Annotated in this window: 9 protein-coding genes and 1 pseudogene; all 10 read left to right on the forward strand. The window is 72.0% G+C overall.

Annotation, left to right across the window (positions count from 1 at the left end; genetic code table 11):
• Positions 1 to 464 (forward strand): annotated as a pseudogene (locus tag IEZ31_RS56980) (HSP90 family protein); the annotation flags it as partial.
• Entirely contained in the window at positions 454 to 3,261 is a 2,808-nt protein-coding gene (locus IEZ31_RS29940) for a tetratricopeptide repeat protein (RefSeq protein WP_190253365.1), read from the forward strand. The pseudogene IEZ31_RS56980 and the gene IEZ31_RS29940, both read left to right, overlap by 11 nt.
• A 57-nt stretch (positions 3,262 to 3,318) precedes the next feature.
• Entirely contained in the window at positions 3,319 to 3,951 is a 633-nt protein-coding gene (locus tag IEZ31_RS29945) for a TetR/AcrR family transcriptional regulator (RefSeq protein WP_190253366.1), read from the forward strand.
• 79 nt (positions 3,952 to 4,030) lie between these two features.
• The gene (locus IEZ31_RS29950; RefSeq protein WP_190253367.1) at positions 4,031 to 5,368 is read left to right on the forward strand and encodes an acetyl-CoA carboxylase biotin carboxylase subunit; all 1,338 of its coding nucleotides are present in this window, start codon (positions 4,031 to 4,033) and stop codon (positions 5,366 to 5,368) included.
• A 47-nt stretch (positions 5,369 to 5,415) separates the two neighbouring features.
• The gene (locus IEZ31_RS29955; protein ID WP_190253368.1) at positions 5,416 to 6,309 is read left to right on the forward strand and encodes a hydroxymethylglutaryl-CoA lyase; all 894 of its coding nucleotides are present in this window, start codon (positions 5,416 to 5,418) and stop codon (positions 6,307 to 6,309) included.
• A 531-nt stretch (positions 6,310 to 6,840) separates the two neighbouring features.
• Positions 6,841 to 7,782 (forward strand): hypothetical protein, encoded by a 942-nt coding sequence (locus IEZ31_RS29960; RefSeq protein WP_190253369.1) that lies wholly within the window; start codon positions 6,841 to 6,843, stop codon positions 7,780 to 7,782.
• Positions 7,783 to 8,020: 238 nt separating this feature from the next.
• A complete protein-coding gene (locus IEZ31_RS29965; RefSeq protein ID WP_190253370.1) occupies positions 8,021 to 9,553 on the forward strand; it encodes a chaplin family protein in 1,533 nt (510 codons plus the stop codon).
• A gap of 179 nt (positions 9,554 to 9,732) precedes the next feature.
• Positions 9,733 to 11,247, forward strand: a complete 1,515-nt coding sequence (locus IEZ31_RS29970) for an acyl-CoA carboxylase subunit beta (protein ID WP_190253371.1) — start codon at positions 9,733 to 9,735, stop codon at positions 11,245 to 11,247.
• Between the two features lie 62 nt (positions 11,248 to 11,309).
• The gene (locus IEZ31_RS29975) at positions 11,310 to 12,467 is read left to right on the forward strand and encodes an acyl-CoA dehydrogenase family protein (RefSeq protein ID WP_190253372.1); all 1,158 of its coding nucleotides are present in this window, start codon (positions 11,310 to 11,312) and stop codon (positions 12,465 to 12,467) included.
• 213 nt (positions 12,468 to 12,680) lie between these two features.
• Positions 12,681 to 14,765, forward strand: coding sequence for an MMPL family transporter (locus IEZ31_RS29980; RefSeq protein WP_229835984.1), 2,085 nt, complete (start codon positions 12,681 to 12,683; stop codon positions 14,763 to 14,765).
• Positions 14,766 to 14,770: the final 5 nt, after the last annotated feature.

Below are 14,770 nucleotides of genomic sequence, written 5' to 3' on the forward strand. Positions count from 1 at the left end.
ACCTGAGCACCCACTTCGACGCGCTCGACCCAGGCGTCGAGCTGGCCCGCCGGCCGTTCCTGGCCCGGGCCCAGCGAGCCGTCGACCGGCTCGGCTGCGAGGTCGTCCTGCGCGCCTTCGACCCGGTGTCGATGCCGGCGATGTATCTGCAGAACCGCTCGGCCGCCTTCGCCGCCGAGCTACGGGCCACACGGGAGCGGGTGGACGAGGTCTGGGCCGACGTGCTCGACGCGCTCGCGCGCACCGACGAGCAGGATCGTCCCCAGCTCGTCCTCAACTACCGCAACCCCCTCGTGCGGCGGATCACCGAGCTGGCCGACGACGACCTGGTCCGGCTCTCCGTCGAGGGGCTCTACGGGCAGGCGCTGCTGCTCGGGCACCATCCATTGCGGCCGGCCGATGCCGCGCTGCTCAACAGCTCGTTTTTGGGACTGCTCAACAAGGCGGTGGCGGGTGAAGACTGAGGAAGAGCTCTGGGGTCTGCTGCGGGAGGCCTATCACATGCCCTACGGCAGCGGGCAGATCGCGCTCACCGAGCAGATCATGCAGCACGCCGACGCGGGTGGGTTCGACGAGCTGCGGCTGGCCGCGCGGCTGCACGCGACCACGGCCTACGTGCACGGCGGGGAGACGGCGAAGGCGTTCGTCACCTTCTCGTGGTGCCGCGCGGAGTATGACGCTCATCCCGAGCGCTTCGACAGCAGCGACGAGCACCTGCTGCTGTGGCAGTTCAAATACATGGTGTCCGGGCTGATGAAGTTCCCGACCGTGCCGCTGGCCCGCACCTTCGACGTGCTCGACGACATGGAGCGACGGTTCCGGCTCGGCGGCTACAGCCTCCACACCGTCTACTCCTACCGGCACAGCGTCGCCGAGCACCTGGGTGACCCGGCCGCCGACGAGTGGTTCGACCGGTGGAACGCCGCGCCCCGCGACCAGAACAGCGACTGCGTCGGCTGCGACCCGACGTCGAAGGTCTACCACCTGCTCAGCCGCGGCCGCGACGAGGAGGCGATCGAGCTCGCCCAGCCGGTGCTCGCCGGCCACCTCACCTGCGCCGAGCAGCCGCAGGGAATCCTCACCGGTCTCCTGCTGCCCTACCTGCGCACCGGCCGGCTGGAGGAGGCCGCCGACGCGCACCGCCGGGCCTACCGGGCCCACCGCGCCAACCTGGCCGACCTCCAGGACATCGCCGAGCACGTGGTGTTCTGCGCGCGCACCGGCAACGAGGTCCGCGGCCTGGAGATCGTCCAGCGCCACCTGCCGTGGCTGGAGAAGGTGCCGCACCCGCAGGCGGAGATGTGGTTCGCCGCCTCCGCGGCGCTGCTGCTGAGCCGGCTCGACGCGGGGGTCGCCGTCGGCGGCACCACCGCCGGGGCGCTGGCCGACCGGCTCGCCGCCCGGGCCCGGGAGCTGGCCGGCCGGTTCGACGAGCGCAACGGCACGCCGGCCGTCGGCCGCCGCATCGAGGCGGTGCTGACCGCCGAGCCGCTGGTGGAGCACCTGCCGCTGAGCGCGGTCGCCCGGCGCCAGGCCGACGCGACCACCCCCGGCGTGGCGGCGCCGCACCGCCGGGCGGCCGAGCCGCTGCCCGCCGACCCGGACGAGCTGCTCGACCGGGCGGTGGCCCTCTTCGAGGAGCACCGGATCTCGGAGGCGCGGGCCGCCTGGGAGCGGTTCGACGAGCTGCACCCGGAGCCGGCACCCGAGCTGGCGGCCCGCCGCCTCGACGGTGCCGGCCGGCTGGCCAACGCCGAGGACCGCGACGAGGAGGCCGCCCGGCTGTTCCGGGAGGCCGCCGTCGCCCACCGGGCACTGGGCCGCGAGCTCGACGCGCTGGTGGCCGAGGCCCGGGCCGCCGTGGCCGAGGGCCGGCTGGACGAGGTGGACGCCGTCACCGAGCGGATTCTCGCCGTCGGCGACGCCGACGCGCGGGCCGAGGCCCACGTCCGCCGGGAGTATCTGCTGCTCAACGCCGAGCGGCCCGACGAGGCACTGGCTGCCCTCGACGCGGCGCTCGCCGAGGAGCCGATCCGCCCGGCGCTGCGGGCCGACCTCACCGGCCGGCGGGCCCGCACGCTGCTGATGCTGGAGCGCCACGACGAGGCGGTCGCGGCGGCGGCCGACGCTCGCGAGCAGTTCGCGGCGCTCGGCGACCCGCCGCCGGTCGCGCTCGCCGCGCTGATCCACGGCCACGCCCTGGCCAACCTGGAGCGGTTCGACGAGGCCGCGGCCGCCTTCGACGCGGCCCTGGCGACCGCCGTCGAGCGCGAGCCGCGGCTGTCCGCCCTGGTCGGGCGGGGCCGGGCCCGGCTCGCCGACGGCCGGTTCGACGCGGCCGCCGACGACCTGGTCGAGGCGATCGCCGACCACGTCTCCCACGGTGAGGACCCGCCGGCCGCGGTCCTGCGCTTCAACCTCGCCCAGGCCTACCACGAGGCCGGTCAGCCGCTGGACGCCGCCGAGGCCGCGGAGAGCGCCCTCGAGGTGCTCGACCGGATCGAGGCGCAGGACCTGGCCGACAACGTGCGCTACCTGCTCTCGCGGATCTATCGTGAGCTGGGCCAGCCCGACCAGGCGCTGGCGCTGCTGGAGACGCTCGCCGACAACCTCGACGGCTTCGACAACCTGCCGTCGCGCGGGCGGATGCTGCAGGAGGCGGCGCAGCTGCTCTACGGCGTCGACCGCGATGCCCAGGCCGCCGAGCGGTTCGCGGCGGCGGCCGAGGCGTTCCGCGCGGCCGGCATCGTGACCGCCGAGCTGTTCAACCGGCGGCTGCGGGCGCTGGCCCTGCGCTGGGCGGGCGACGTGCCCGGCTCGCTGGCGGCGCTGGCCGAGGTCGACGCGCTGCTGGCCAAGGCGTCGGCCGATGCCGACGCCGAGGAGCCGTGGCTGGTCTGGGAGCGAGCGATGATCGACGCCGACGCCGCCCGCGTCCACATCGGCGCCGGGCAGGTCGACGAGGCCCTCGGCCGGGTGCGGGGCTCGGGCGACGCGTTCCGGAGCATCGGCGCGCTCGGGGAGGCGCTCGACGCCGACTTCCTGCACGCCGAGGTGCTCATGCGGGCCGGCGAGCCGGGCGCGGCCGAGCCGCTGCTGCGCTCGGTGCTCGGGGCGGCGCCGAAGGGTTCGCAGGTCGGGCAGAACTCCGCCTGGATGCTCGCCGAGTCGCTGGAGATGCAGGGCCGGTCGGAGGAGGCGGCGCGGGTCCGCGAGGAGCACCTCGACGAGCAGCCGGGTGGACATTCCGGCGGCGAGTGACAACATCCACTTAACGAGCGTTCAGCATCTCCCTTGACACGAGGTTAGGCTCTTTTCATGACGCTGGAACAGCAAGCCGTTCGCCCCCCGGCGCAGTCCCGTGGGGCCGGACCGGCTGGTCAGCAGCCCCGACGGCGGTCCCGGCGCGAGGAGATCCTGGAGATCGCGGTCGGCCTGTTCGCCACCCGCGGATACCACGGGGTTTCGATGGACGACATCGGCGCGGCGGCCGGCGTGACCGGCCCCGCCCTTTATCACCATTTCGCGGGCAAGGAGGCGATGCTCGCCGCCGCCCTCATCCCGGTGAGTGAGCAGCTGCTCGCCGGCGGCAAGGAGCGCATCGCCGAGGCCTCCGACGACCCGGCCGCGGCCCTCGCCGCGCTCGTCGACTTCCACGTCGACTTCGCGCTGGCCAACCCGGCCGTCATCGCCCTGCACCTGCACGAGCTCGACCGGCTGCCCGACGACCCGCGCCGGCAGATCCGCCGGCTGCAGCGGCTCTACGTCGAGGAGTGGGTCGCCACGCTCACCGCGCTGCGGGCCGGCGAGCTGACCGACGGCGAGGCGCGGGTGCTGGCGCACGCGGCGTTCGGTCTCATGAACTCGACGCCGTTCCTCGGCGGCGAGGTCGACCGGACGCGCCGGGCCGAATTGCTGCGGGCAGCGACACTCTCCGCACTCCAGGGGTAACCCTTCGGGTGACTCCACAGCGTTATCCACAGCCTGGTCGCGTTCCCGCCCACAGAGTTATCCACAGGGGTCCCGCCGAATGCTGAGTTCGCTGCTCGTCGCCAACCGCGGAGAGATCGCTCGCCGGATCGTCCGCACCGCGCGCCGCCTGCAGATTCACACGGTGGCGGTGCACTCCGAGGCCGACGCCGGGCTGCCGTTCGTGACCGAGGCCGACGAGGCGGTGCTGATCGGCCCGGCCAACCCGGCGCAGTCGTATCGCAACGCCGAGGCGATCCTGGCCGCGGCCAAGGCGACCGGCGCCGAGGCGATCCACCCCGGCTACGGGTTCCTGTCGGAGAACGCGGCGTTCGCGGCGACGGTGCAGGACAACGGCCTGATCTGGGTCGGGCCGGGCGCCGAGGCGATCGCGGCCATGGGCGACAAGATCAACGCGCGCAACCTGATGGCGGCGGCCGGCATTCCGGTGGCGCCCGGCACGACCGACCCGGCCACGACCGTCGAGGCGGCCCTCGATGCGGCGACCGCGATCGGCTTCCCGGTCATGGTCAAGGCCGCGGCTGGCGGCGGTGGCATGGGCATGGCCGTGGCGAGCGACGATGCCGGGCTGCGCGTGGAGTATGACAAGGTGCGCGGGTTCGCCGAGCGGATGTTCGGCGACGGGTCGGTGCTCATCGAGCGGTATTTTCCCCGGGTCCGCCACATCGAGGTGCAGATCCTCGGCCTGGCCGACGGCCGGGTGGTGGCGCTGGGCGAGCGCGAGTGCTCGGTGCAGCGGCGCAACCAGAAGCTCGTGGAGGAGACCCCGTCGCCCGCGCTGACCCCGGAGCAGCGGGCCGGCCTGCTGGCCGCCGCGGTCCGGGCCGGCGAGGCGGTCGGGTATCGCAACGCAGGCACGGTCGAGTGCCTGTTCGACCCGACCACCGGGCAGTTCTACTTCCTGGAGATGAACACCCGCCTGCAGGTCGAGCACCCGGTCACCGAGGCCGTGTTCGGCGTCGACCTGGTGGAGGAGCAGCTGCGGGTGGCCTCCGGGCTGGCGCCGACGTTCGACCCCGCCGCGCTGGCCGTCACCGGCCACGCGATCGAGGTGCGGGTCAACGCCGAGGACCCGAAGCGCTTCCTGCCCGGTCCGGGCGCGATCACGACCTGGGTCGAGCCGGCCGGCGAGGGCGTGCGGGTCGACGCGGGCTACGTGGCGGGCAACACCGTCACCCCCAGCTACGACTCGCTGATGGCCAAGCTGATCGTCCACGGCGCCGACCGCGCCGAGGCGCTCGCCCGGCTGCGCGCCGCGGTCGCCGGCTTCGAGGTGGTCGGCCCCAAGGTCAACCTTCCGTTCTTCATGGAGCTGCTGGACAACGCCGAGTTCGTCGCGGGCGACTACGACACGGGCATCGTGGGCAGGGTGCGATGAGCGTCGTCTCGGGGGACTTCGCTTCGGAAATCGCGGGCAGGGGTGCGATGAGCTTCATCTCGATCCGCGAGGTCGGTCCTCGCGACGGTCTGCAGAACGAGGATTCGGTGCCGGCCGACGCCAAGGTGCGCCTGCTCGACGCCCTGTCGGCGACCGGGGTCCAGCGCATCGAGGCGGTCTCGTTCGTCCACCCGAAGGCGATCCCGCAGATGGCCGACGCCGACGAGGTCTGGTCCCGCGCGACCAAGCGGCCGGGCGTGCGCTACTCGGCGCTGGTGCCCAACTCGCGGGGCGCCGAGCGGGCGCTCGCCGCCGGGTTCACCGAGATCGAGGTGGTGGTGTCCGCCTCCGACACGCATAACCGGCGCAACGTCAACCGCTCCACCGACGAGTCCCTCGACGACATCGCGGCCCTGATCGACCTGCTGCACCGCTCCGGCGCCACCGCCGAGGTCATCATCTCGACGAGCTTCGGCTGCCCCTTCGAGGGTGACGTCGACCCGGCCCGCGTCGCCGCGATCGTCGACCGGGTGGTGGCCGACGGCGCCGACCGGGTCGCGTTCGGCGACACGACCGGCATGGGCACCCCACGCCGGGTCGAGGACGTGGTCGGCCGGGTCCGCGACCGCCACCCCGACCTGCCCCTGCTCCTGCACTTCCACAACACCCGCGGCACGGCCCTGGCCAACATCCTGTCGGCCCTGCGGATGGGCATCACCGAGTACGACGCGAGCGTCGGCGGCCTCGGCGGCTGCCCGTATGCCCCCGGCGCCACCGGCAACGTCGCCACCGAGGAGGTCGTGCACATGCTGCACGACATGGGCTACGAGACGGGCATCGACCTGAAGGCCCTGCTGGACGCGGCCCGCCTGGCCCAGGAGATCGCCGGCCGCGAGCTCCCGTCGGGCGTCCTCCGCGCCGGGCCCCGCCGGCCGCTCTAGCTCGCGCCGCGCCGCCTCTGCCCGCGCCCGGTCCCTCTGCCCGCGCCCGGTCCCTCTGCCCGCGCCGCGGGTGCGTCCCGGTTCGGCGGCGCGGGGTGAGGGTAGATCGGCCGACGTCGGTCTTGTCCAGCCGCGGCGATCTTCACCCCCGGTCTGCCTCGGCCGCCGAGGCGCGTCCGCGCCTCCGCGCCAGGTCGGCGCCGGAGTCGAGCATGATCACGGAAGTTTTCGTTCCAATACGACACAGAAACCTCCGTGATCATGGACGGGAGCCCAGGGGCCGGCCGGTGGGCAGGAAGCTGTGGCCAGACGTGGACGGCCGTGGCGCTGCCCTCGCAGCAGGGCAGGAGTCGACGCGGGACGGAGCGCTGCGGCCCAGGTTGCCGCGCCGCCCGGGCGCGGGGGAACTGCGGCGGTAAGCGGCGGCCTGGGCAGTGTGTCCGATTCGCCCGGGGTTGTGGCGTGTCCCGGGAACGTGCGGGTCGTTGCTCAGTACGGAAAGTGTCACGTGTGGCGTACTGAGAGGCAGACATGGGGCAGACGAGGAGCGACGGGTCGCCACGCGCGGTCTCGCTGCGGCCTGCCTCCAAGTGTGCGCGGTACGCCGTTCGGGGGCTGGTCGTCGCCGGGTTCGCCGGCGTCGCCTGGCTGCTGTCCGGGTCGGTGGCGCACGCCGCCGGCGCGTCGGACCACGGGTTGCTGTCGTCGGTGACCAGCCTGCTCACCGGCGGGGGGCAGTCGACCCGGCAGGACCAGCAGTACCAGCAGTACCAGCAGTACCAGCACCAGCAGGACGAACGGCACGCCGACCGGCACGGGCGTGGTGACCTCGTCACCGGCACCGTGCTGACCGTGCTGAGCCCGGTGACGCAGGCGCCGGCCCAAGCGGTCCAGGCCCTGGTCCAGGATCAGGACCAGGGCCTGGACCAGGGGCCGGCCGCGGGCCGCGCGTCCCGCTCGACGACGGCGGACGCCTCGAGCGGCAAGCACGCCAGCACCACGAGGCCGGCAAAGGCCGGCATCAGGAAGACTCACCCGAAGCGGGCGCAGGAGCCGGTCGTCCAGGCCGTGCCGGTCCGTTCCGGGTCCGGTGACGTCGTCACCGCCGCGGCGACCGGCGCACTTGTGGCCGGCGTCGACCGGACCGGCGCCGTTGCCGTCAGCCGTGCGGGTGACCGCCTCGACACCGAGGACGCCTCGCACGAAACGCCGGTCGCAGACCGGACCGAAGCGCAGGGTACGCACCACGTGCCGCTGCTGCCCCGCCCGGCGCCCGTCCCGGCGCCACTGGCGGCCGGCCTCGCCACGGGTGGCCCGAGCTCCGGCTCGGGACTCAACCACGACGGCGGTGCCGCCGCCATGCTGCCCGCCGCACCGGCCGGCGCGAAGGTGCTGACCTTCCGGCCGGACGCGGTCGAGGACGTCGAGCTGCGGTTACTAGCAGCCGAGAAACCGACAGTCTCACCCGACTGAGGCCGGTCCGGCCAGCCGACGCGACGCCATGCGGGCAGCCGGAACCCAAGGCCTTGGTCCCAGCGGACCCGCATCGACCACATCGCGGCATCTCGCAACACGAACACCGCACCAACCGGGCGCACGTCGACAGGACGGAGCCGGGGCCGAGCCTGCCCGCACGCGGGCTCATCGCTCCGTTCCGCGCCCACCTGCAGTACCGAAAAACGAAAAACCTACCGAAAGGTCTCATTTCCACATGAAGACGTGGGTTCGTAAGTCGCTCAACGTGGGCGTGCTTTCCGCGGGCTTCCTGCTCGTCTCGGGCGGAGCCGCGCACGCCGACTGGACGACTGGCTACAACGCCGGCCTGCTCAACGGCAACCAGTTCGACACCACCGTCCAGGTCCCGATCAACCTGTGCGGCAACTCGATCGCCCTGCTGGGCTTCGCCGACGCCTCCTGCGGCGGCGGCGCGGTCGCGTGGGACGCCGAGAGCGCCACGGCGACCGAGAGCGCGACCACCGAGGACTGGACGACCGGCTACAACGTCGGCCTCGCCAACGGCAACCAGTTCGACACCACGCTCCAGGTGCCGGTCAACGTCTGCGGCAACTCCGTCGCGCTGCTGGGCTTCTCCAGCGCGAACTGCGGCGGCGGCGCCACCGCCATCGACGGCAACGTCGCCATGGCGGACGACAAGGGCCACAAGCGCAAGCACCGCGGTGGCAACGGCGGCGGCCAGGGCAGCGGCAACGGCAACGGCGACTACACCGAGGGCGTCGGCAACCGCACCGAGGACTGGACCTCCGGGTTCAACGTCGGCGCGCTGAACGGCAACCAGTTCGACACGACGGCCCAGCTGCCGATCAACGTCGCCGGCAACTCGCTCGCCCTGCTCGGCTTCTCCAGCGCCTCCAGCGCGGGCGGCTCCTGGGCGGTCAAGGGCGAGAGCGCCCGCGCCGAGAGCGCGACCACCGAGGACTGGACCACCGGCTACAACGCCGGCCTGCTCAACGGAAACCAGTTCGACACCACGCTGCAGCTGCCGATCAACCTGTGCGGCAACTCGATCGCGATCCTGGGCTTCTCCAGCGCCAGCTGCGGCGGCGGCGCCGTGGCGGTGGACGGCGGCGCGGGCAGCGGGCACGGCAACGGTCACGGGCACGGCGGCAACGGCGGCGGCTGGGGCGACGACGACGATGACCAGGGCAACGGCAACGGCGGCTACGGCGGCGCGGACGCCAACGGCTACGGCAACGGCAACGGCGGCAGCAACGCGTACAGCCACGCGGCCGGCGACGCCAGCGGCGTGATGAGCAACGCCTCCCACGGCAAGGTGGCCCACAAGGCCAGCAAGGCCAAGAAGAAGAACAAGAGCCAGAGCATCAACCTGGGCGAGCACGGCACCCGCCACGGGACCGGCACGGCCAACGACAACGGCTACGGCGCCAACGCCAACAACAACGGCTACGGCAACGGGAACGCCAACAACAACGGCGGCGGCTACGGCGACAACAACGGCTCCGGCTGGGGCGACGACGATGACGACAACGGCTGGGGCGGCGGCGACCGCGGCGGCCGGCGTCACCACGGTGGCGGCATGGGCGGCGCCAAGGCCGTCAAGGGCGGCTGCAGCGACTGGACCACGGGCTACAACGCCGGCCTGCTGAACGGCAACCAGTTCGACACCACGCTGCAGGTCCCGATCAACATCAGCGGCAACTCGCTGAGCATCCTGGGCCTCTCGCAGGCGCAGAGCGCAGGCGGGGCGGTCGCGTACTCCTGCTGATTCCGGCACCGGGATCCCTCTGATCCGCAGAGGGATCCCGAGGACGCTGCGGGCACACACCGACCCGTGTCCGGGGTGATCCACCGGGGGCTGCTTTGGAACTTCACCTCCGCGTCGGCTAACCTGAACGATCGTTAGACATGAACGATCGTTCAGGCAGTCGACGCGGAGGTCGCGCCATGGAGGGTGATGCCCTCAACCAGACGCGCAAACGGATCGAGGCCGGGGGCGCGGAGAAGTACCACGCGGCCAACGCCGCACGCGGCAAGCTGTTCGCGCGCGAGCGGGTCGCGATGCTCGTCGACGAGGGCTTGTTCGTCGAGGACGGCCTCTACGCCAACGCGCTGGCCGACGGCCTGCCGGCCGACGGGGTGGTGACCGGCTCGGCGACCGTCGACGGGCGGCCGATCTGCCTCATGGCCAACGACTCCACGGTCAAGGCCGGCTCCTGGGGCGCGCGGACCGTCGAGAAGATCATTCGCATCATCGAGCGCGCCTATGCGGAGCGGGTGCCCATGGTGTACCTCGTGGACTCCGCCGGTGCGCGCATCACCGACCAGGTCGACCTGTTCCCCGGGCGGCGGGGCGCCGGGCGCATCTTCCACACGCAGGTGCGCGCCAGCGGCAGCATCCCGCAGGCCTGTGCCCTGTTCGGCCCGTCCGCCGCCGGCGGCGCCTACATCCCCGCGTTCTGCGACGTCGTGGCCATGGTCGAGGGCAACGCGTCGATGTACCTCGGCTCCGACCGCATGGTCGAGATGGTCACCGGCGAGAAGACCACCCTCGAGGCCATGGGCGGGGCCCGCGTGCACTGCGCCGAGTCCGGCGTCGGTCACTTCCTCTGCAAGGACGAGGCTTCGGCGATCGAGACGATTCGGCGGTACCTCTCGTTCCTGCCGTCCAGCTACGAGCTTGAGCCGCCGGTGACCGAGGCGCGACCGGCGACCGGCGTGCCGGACATCCCGGCCAGCGAGCGCCAGGCCTTCGACATGCGCAAGTTCGTCAAGGGCCTGCTGGACGAGGACTCGTACTTCGAGATCCAGGCCCTCTGGGCCCGCGAGCTCACCGTCGGCTTCGGCCGCCTGGACGGCCGGCCGGTCGGCGTCGTGGCCAACAACTCGATGTTCAAGGGCGGCGTGCTCTTCGTCGACTCGGCCGACAAGGCCACCCGATTCGTGCAGCTGTGCGACGCGTTCAACCTGCCCCTGCTGTTCCTCGCCGACGTGCCCGGGTTCATGGTCGGCTCGGCCGTGGAGAAGCAGGGCATCATCCGCCACGGCGCCAAGATGATCACGGCGATCTCCGAGGCGACGGTGCCGAAGATCTGCGTCGTCGTGCGCAAGGCCTACGGCGCCGGCCTGTACGCGATGGCCGGCCCCGGCTTCGAGCCCGATGCCACGATCGCGCTCCCGACGGCCAAGATCGCGGTGATGGGCGCCGAGGCCGCGGTGAACGCCGTCTACGCGAACAAGATCGCCGCGATCGAGGACGACGACGCCCGAGCCGCGTTCGTCGCGCAGAAACGCGCCGAGTACGAGCGGGACATCGACATCATGCGGCTGGCCGGCGAGCTGGTCGTCGACACGGTCGTCGAGCCGTCCGCGCTGCGGGGCGAGCTGGTCCGCCGGTTCGCTGCCGCGCGGTACAAGGACCGCACCTTCTCCCGCCGCCGACACGGCGTGACGCCCGTCTAGCTGAATTTGGTCGGGGCCTGTCGGCTCTCGACCCGACCCGACCCGTCCGGAGGAACCCTGTCATGGTCGACTTCTCTCTCGGCGAAGACCTGGAAGCGCTCCGCGCGAGCGTCCGGGAGTTCGCCCACGACGTCGTCGCCCCCGTCATCGGCGACTACTACGAACGACACGCCTTCCCCTATGACCTGGTGCGTCAGATGGGCAAGATGGGGCTGTTCGGCCTGCCCTTGCCCGAGGAGTACGGCGGGATGGGCGGCGACTACCTCGCCCTCTGCGTCGCGTTGGAGGAGCTCGCCCGGGTGGACTCGTCCATCGCGGTCACCCTGGAGGCGGGCATCTCCCTCGGCGCGATGCCGATCTTCCGGTACGGCACGGAGGACCAACGCCGCCACTGGCTGCCCAAGCTGACGTCGGGCGAGGCGTTGGCCGCGTTCGGCCTGACCGAGCCGGGCGCCGGCTCCGACGCGGGCGGCACGCGCACCCGCGCGGTCCTCGACGAGGAGACCGGCGAGTGGGTGATCAACGGCTCCAAGGCCTTCATCACCAACTCGGGCACCGACATCACCGCGCTGGTGACGGTCACGGCGGTCACGGGCACGAACCCGGACGGCTCGAAGGAGCTGTCGGCGATCATCGTGCCCAGCGGTACACCCGGATTCACGGTGCAGCCGGGCTACTCCAAGGTCGGCTGGTGCGCCTCGGACACCCACGAACTGAACTTCGACAACGTCCGGGTGCCGGCCGCCAACCTGCTCGGCGAGCGCGGCCGCGGCTACGCCCAGTTCCTGCGCATCCTGGACGAGGGCCGGGTGGCGTTCGCGGCCCTGGGCGTCGGTTTGGCGCAGGGCTGCGTGGACGAGTCCCTGTCGTACGCCAAGCAGCGCCACGCCTTCGGCCACCCGATCGGCGACTACCAGGCGGTGCAGTTCAAGATCGCGGACATGGAGGCGCGGGCGCACACGGCCCGCCTGGCGTACCTGGACGCGGCCAGCCGGATGGTCAACGGCCGCGAGTTCAAGCGCCAGGCGGCGATCGCGAAGCTCCAGGCGAGCGACGCGGCCGTGGTCAACGCCCGCGAGGCCACCCAGGTCCACGGCGGGTACGGCTTCATGAACGAGACCCCGGTGGCCCGCATGTGGCGCGACGCCAAGATCCTGGAGATCGGCGAGGGCACCTCCGAGGTCCAACGCATGATCATCTCACGCTCCCTCGGCCTGTAGCGGGCCCCTACCCGCCCTCCGCGCGGCTCCCCTTTCGCGTCGATCTTGCAGTCGTGGTGCCTGGATTGCGGGTAATCACCCGGGTTTGTCAGGCACCACAACTGCAAGATCGACGCGGGGTGCGTGCGCGGTCGGCGTGGGCGGGAATTTGACAGATCTCCGTGGCGGTCCGGGGGATGTTCGGGCCGATGTGCGCCGTGCTTGCATACTCCGATGTTCGCGAAACTGGGCGCACTCATGGACCGGTACCGGTGGCCGGTCGTCGGGGTGTGGCTCGTCGTAGTGGCCTGCGGGGCCGTCTTCGGCGGTGGGTTGTTCGACCGGCTGGCGACGACCACCACGAACCGGGCCGACAGCGAGTCCGCCGTCGCCCAGGCCACCATCGACCGGATCGCCCCGCAGGGATCCGTGGTCATCGCCGTCATCGAAGGACGCGACGTCTACGACGGCGGGCTCAACGCCAGCGTCAGCAAGGCCGCGAACGAGATCCGGACCATGACCGGGGTCAAGGAGGTCAACGACCTCTACACCGGCCAGGGCGGGCAGATCGGCGCCGACAACATGAGCACCACCGTGCGGGTCGAGCTCGACCCCCGGCTCACGGACGCCGACCGGGAAGCGCTCGAGGACCGGGTGCGGGACCGGCTCGAGATGATCGAGGCGCCCAAGGTCACCGTCGGCGGGGACAAGATCGCCGAGCGGGCCTTTGCCGAGCAGTCTGTCGACGACCTCGCCATCGGGGAGAGCGTGGCGTTCGTGGCGCTGCTCGTGGCGCTCGTGCTGATCTTCGGGGGCGTTGTCGCCGCCGGGCTGCCGCTGGCCGTGGCCGTCGCCGGGGTCGCCGGGTCGCTGCTGCTCCTGCTCGGGCTCAGCTACGTGACCAAGGTCAGCGAGTACTCGCTCAACGTCGTCACGCTGCTCGGTATCGGGCTCGCCGTCGACTACTCGCTGCTCATCGTCGCGCGGTTCCGGGAGGAGCGGCGCGTCCTGGAGCCGACCGAGGCGCTCGTCGCCGCCACCGAGCGGTCCGGGCGGGCCGTGCTCATCTCCGGGCTCGCGGTGGCGTTGACGCTCGGCGGGCTGGCCGTGTTCGCCGAGCCGCTGCTCGCCGCGGTCGCGCTGGGCGGGGCGGCGGTCGTGGTGCTGGCGACGCTGGCCGCGCTCACGTTGGTACCGGCGCTGCTCTCGCTCGCCAAGCACCGGATCAAGGCGTCAACCGAGCCGAAGCGCAACGTGCTCGCCCGGCTCGCGACCAAGGCCCAGGCCAAACCCGGGCCGGTCGCCCTCGCGGTCACCGCCGGGCTGCTCGTGCTGGCGGCGCCGCTGCTCGGGGCCAACTTCGCCAACTCCGACGCGCGGGCGCTGCCGCACAGCAACGAGGCGCGGCAGGCGTACGACGCCCTGCAGACGAAGTTCAACAACAACCATCCCGACGACGTCGTGGTGCTGGTCGAGGCCGGGCCCGAGCGCGCCGACGTGCGGATGTTCATGAACCAGATCAACCAGCTCCAGCAGGACGTCTTCCGGCTGGAGGTGCGCCGCGACGTCCCCAAGGGCTGGACGGTGCTCGACCTGACGCCGAAGGGTGAGGTCGGCGGCGAGGAGTCGTACGACCTGGTCCGCCGGGTGCGGGCGATGTCGACGCCGTTCCCGAAGTACGTCACGGGCTCCAGCGCCGAGGTCGTCGACTATCGCCAGTCGCTCGCCGGCCGCCTGCCCCTGGCCGCGCTCGTCGTGCTGCTGGTGACCGTCGTGCTGCTCTTCGCGCTCACCGGGTCGGTGGTCATCCCGCTCAAGGCGGTACTGATGAACCTGCTGACCCTGCTCGCCACGCTGGGCGTGCTGGTCGTGGTGTTCCAGTGGGGCTGGGGGCAGGTGCCGCTCTTCTTCGACTCGTGGGGCGGCGTCGACCTGACCACTCCGGTCCTGTTGTTCGTGTTCATCTTCGGCCTGTCCATGGACTACGAGGTGTTCCTGCTTGCCCGGATCAAGGAGGAGTACGACCAACGCCCGGACACCAACCGCGCCGTCCTGCGGGGCATCACGCGCTCCGGCCCGGTCGTCACGGCGGCCGCGATCTGCATCGGCATCGTGTTCCTCGGCTTCACCTTCGGTGGCCTGGTCGCCGTGAAGGAGATCGGCGTCGGCATGACGGTGGCGGTGCTCATCGACGTCACGGTGGTGCGCGGCCTGCTCCTGCCGGCGCTCATGACGATGCTCGACAGCTGGAACTGGTGGGCGCCGCCGTTCCTGCGTCGCCGGCCCGCGGCCGTGATCCGGGAGCGCCAGCGGGTATAGATCAA

Origin of the sequence: Dactylosporangium sucinum, assembly GCF_014647515.1 — a bacterium.
Classification (GTDB): Bacteria; Actinomycetota; Actinomycetes; order Mycobacteriales; family Micromonosporaceae; genus Dactylosporangium; species Dactylosporangium sucinum.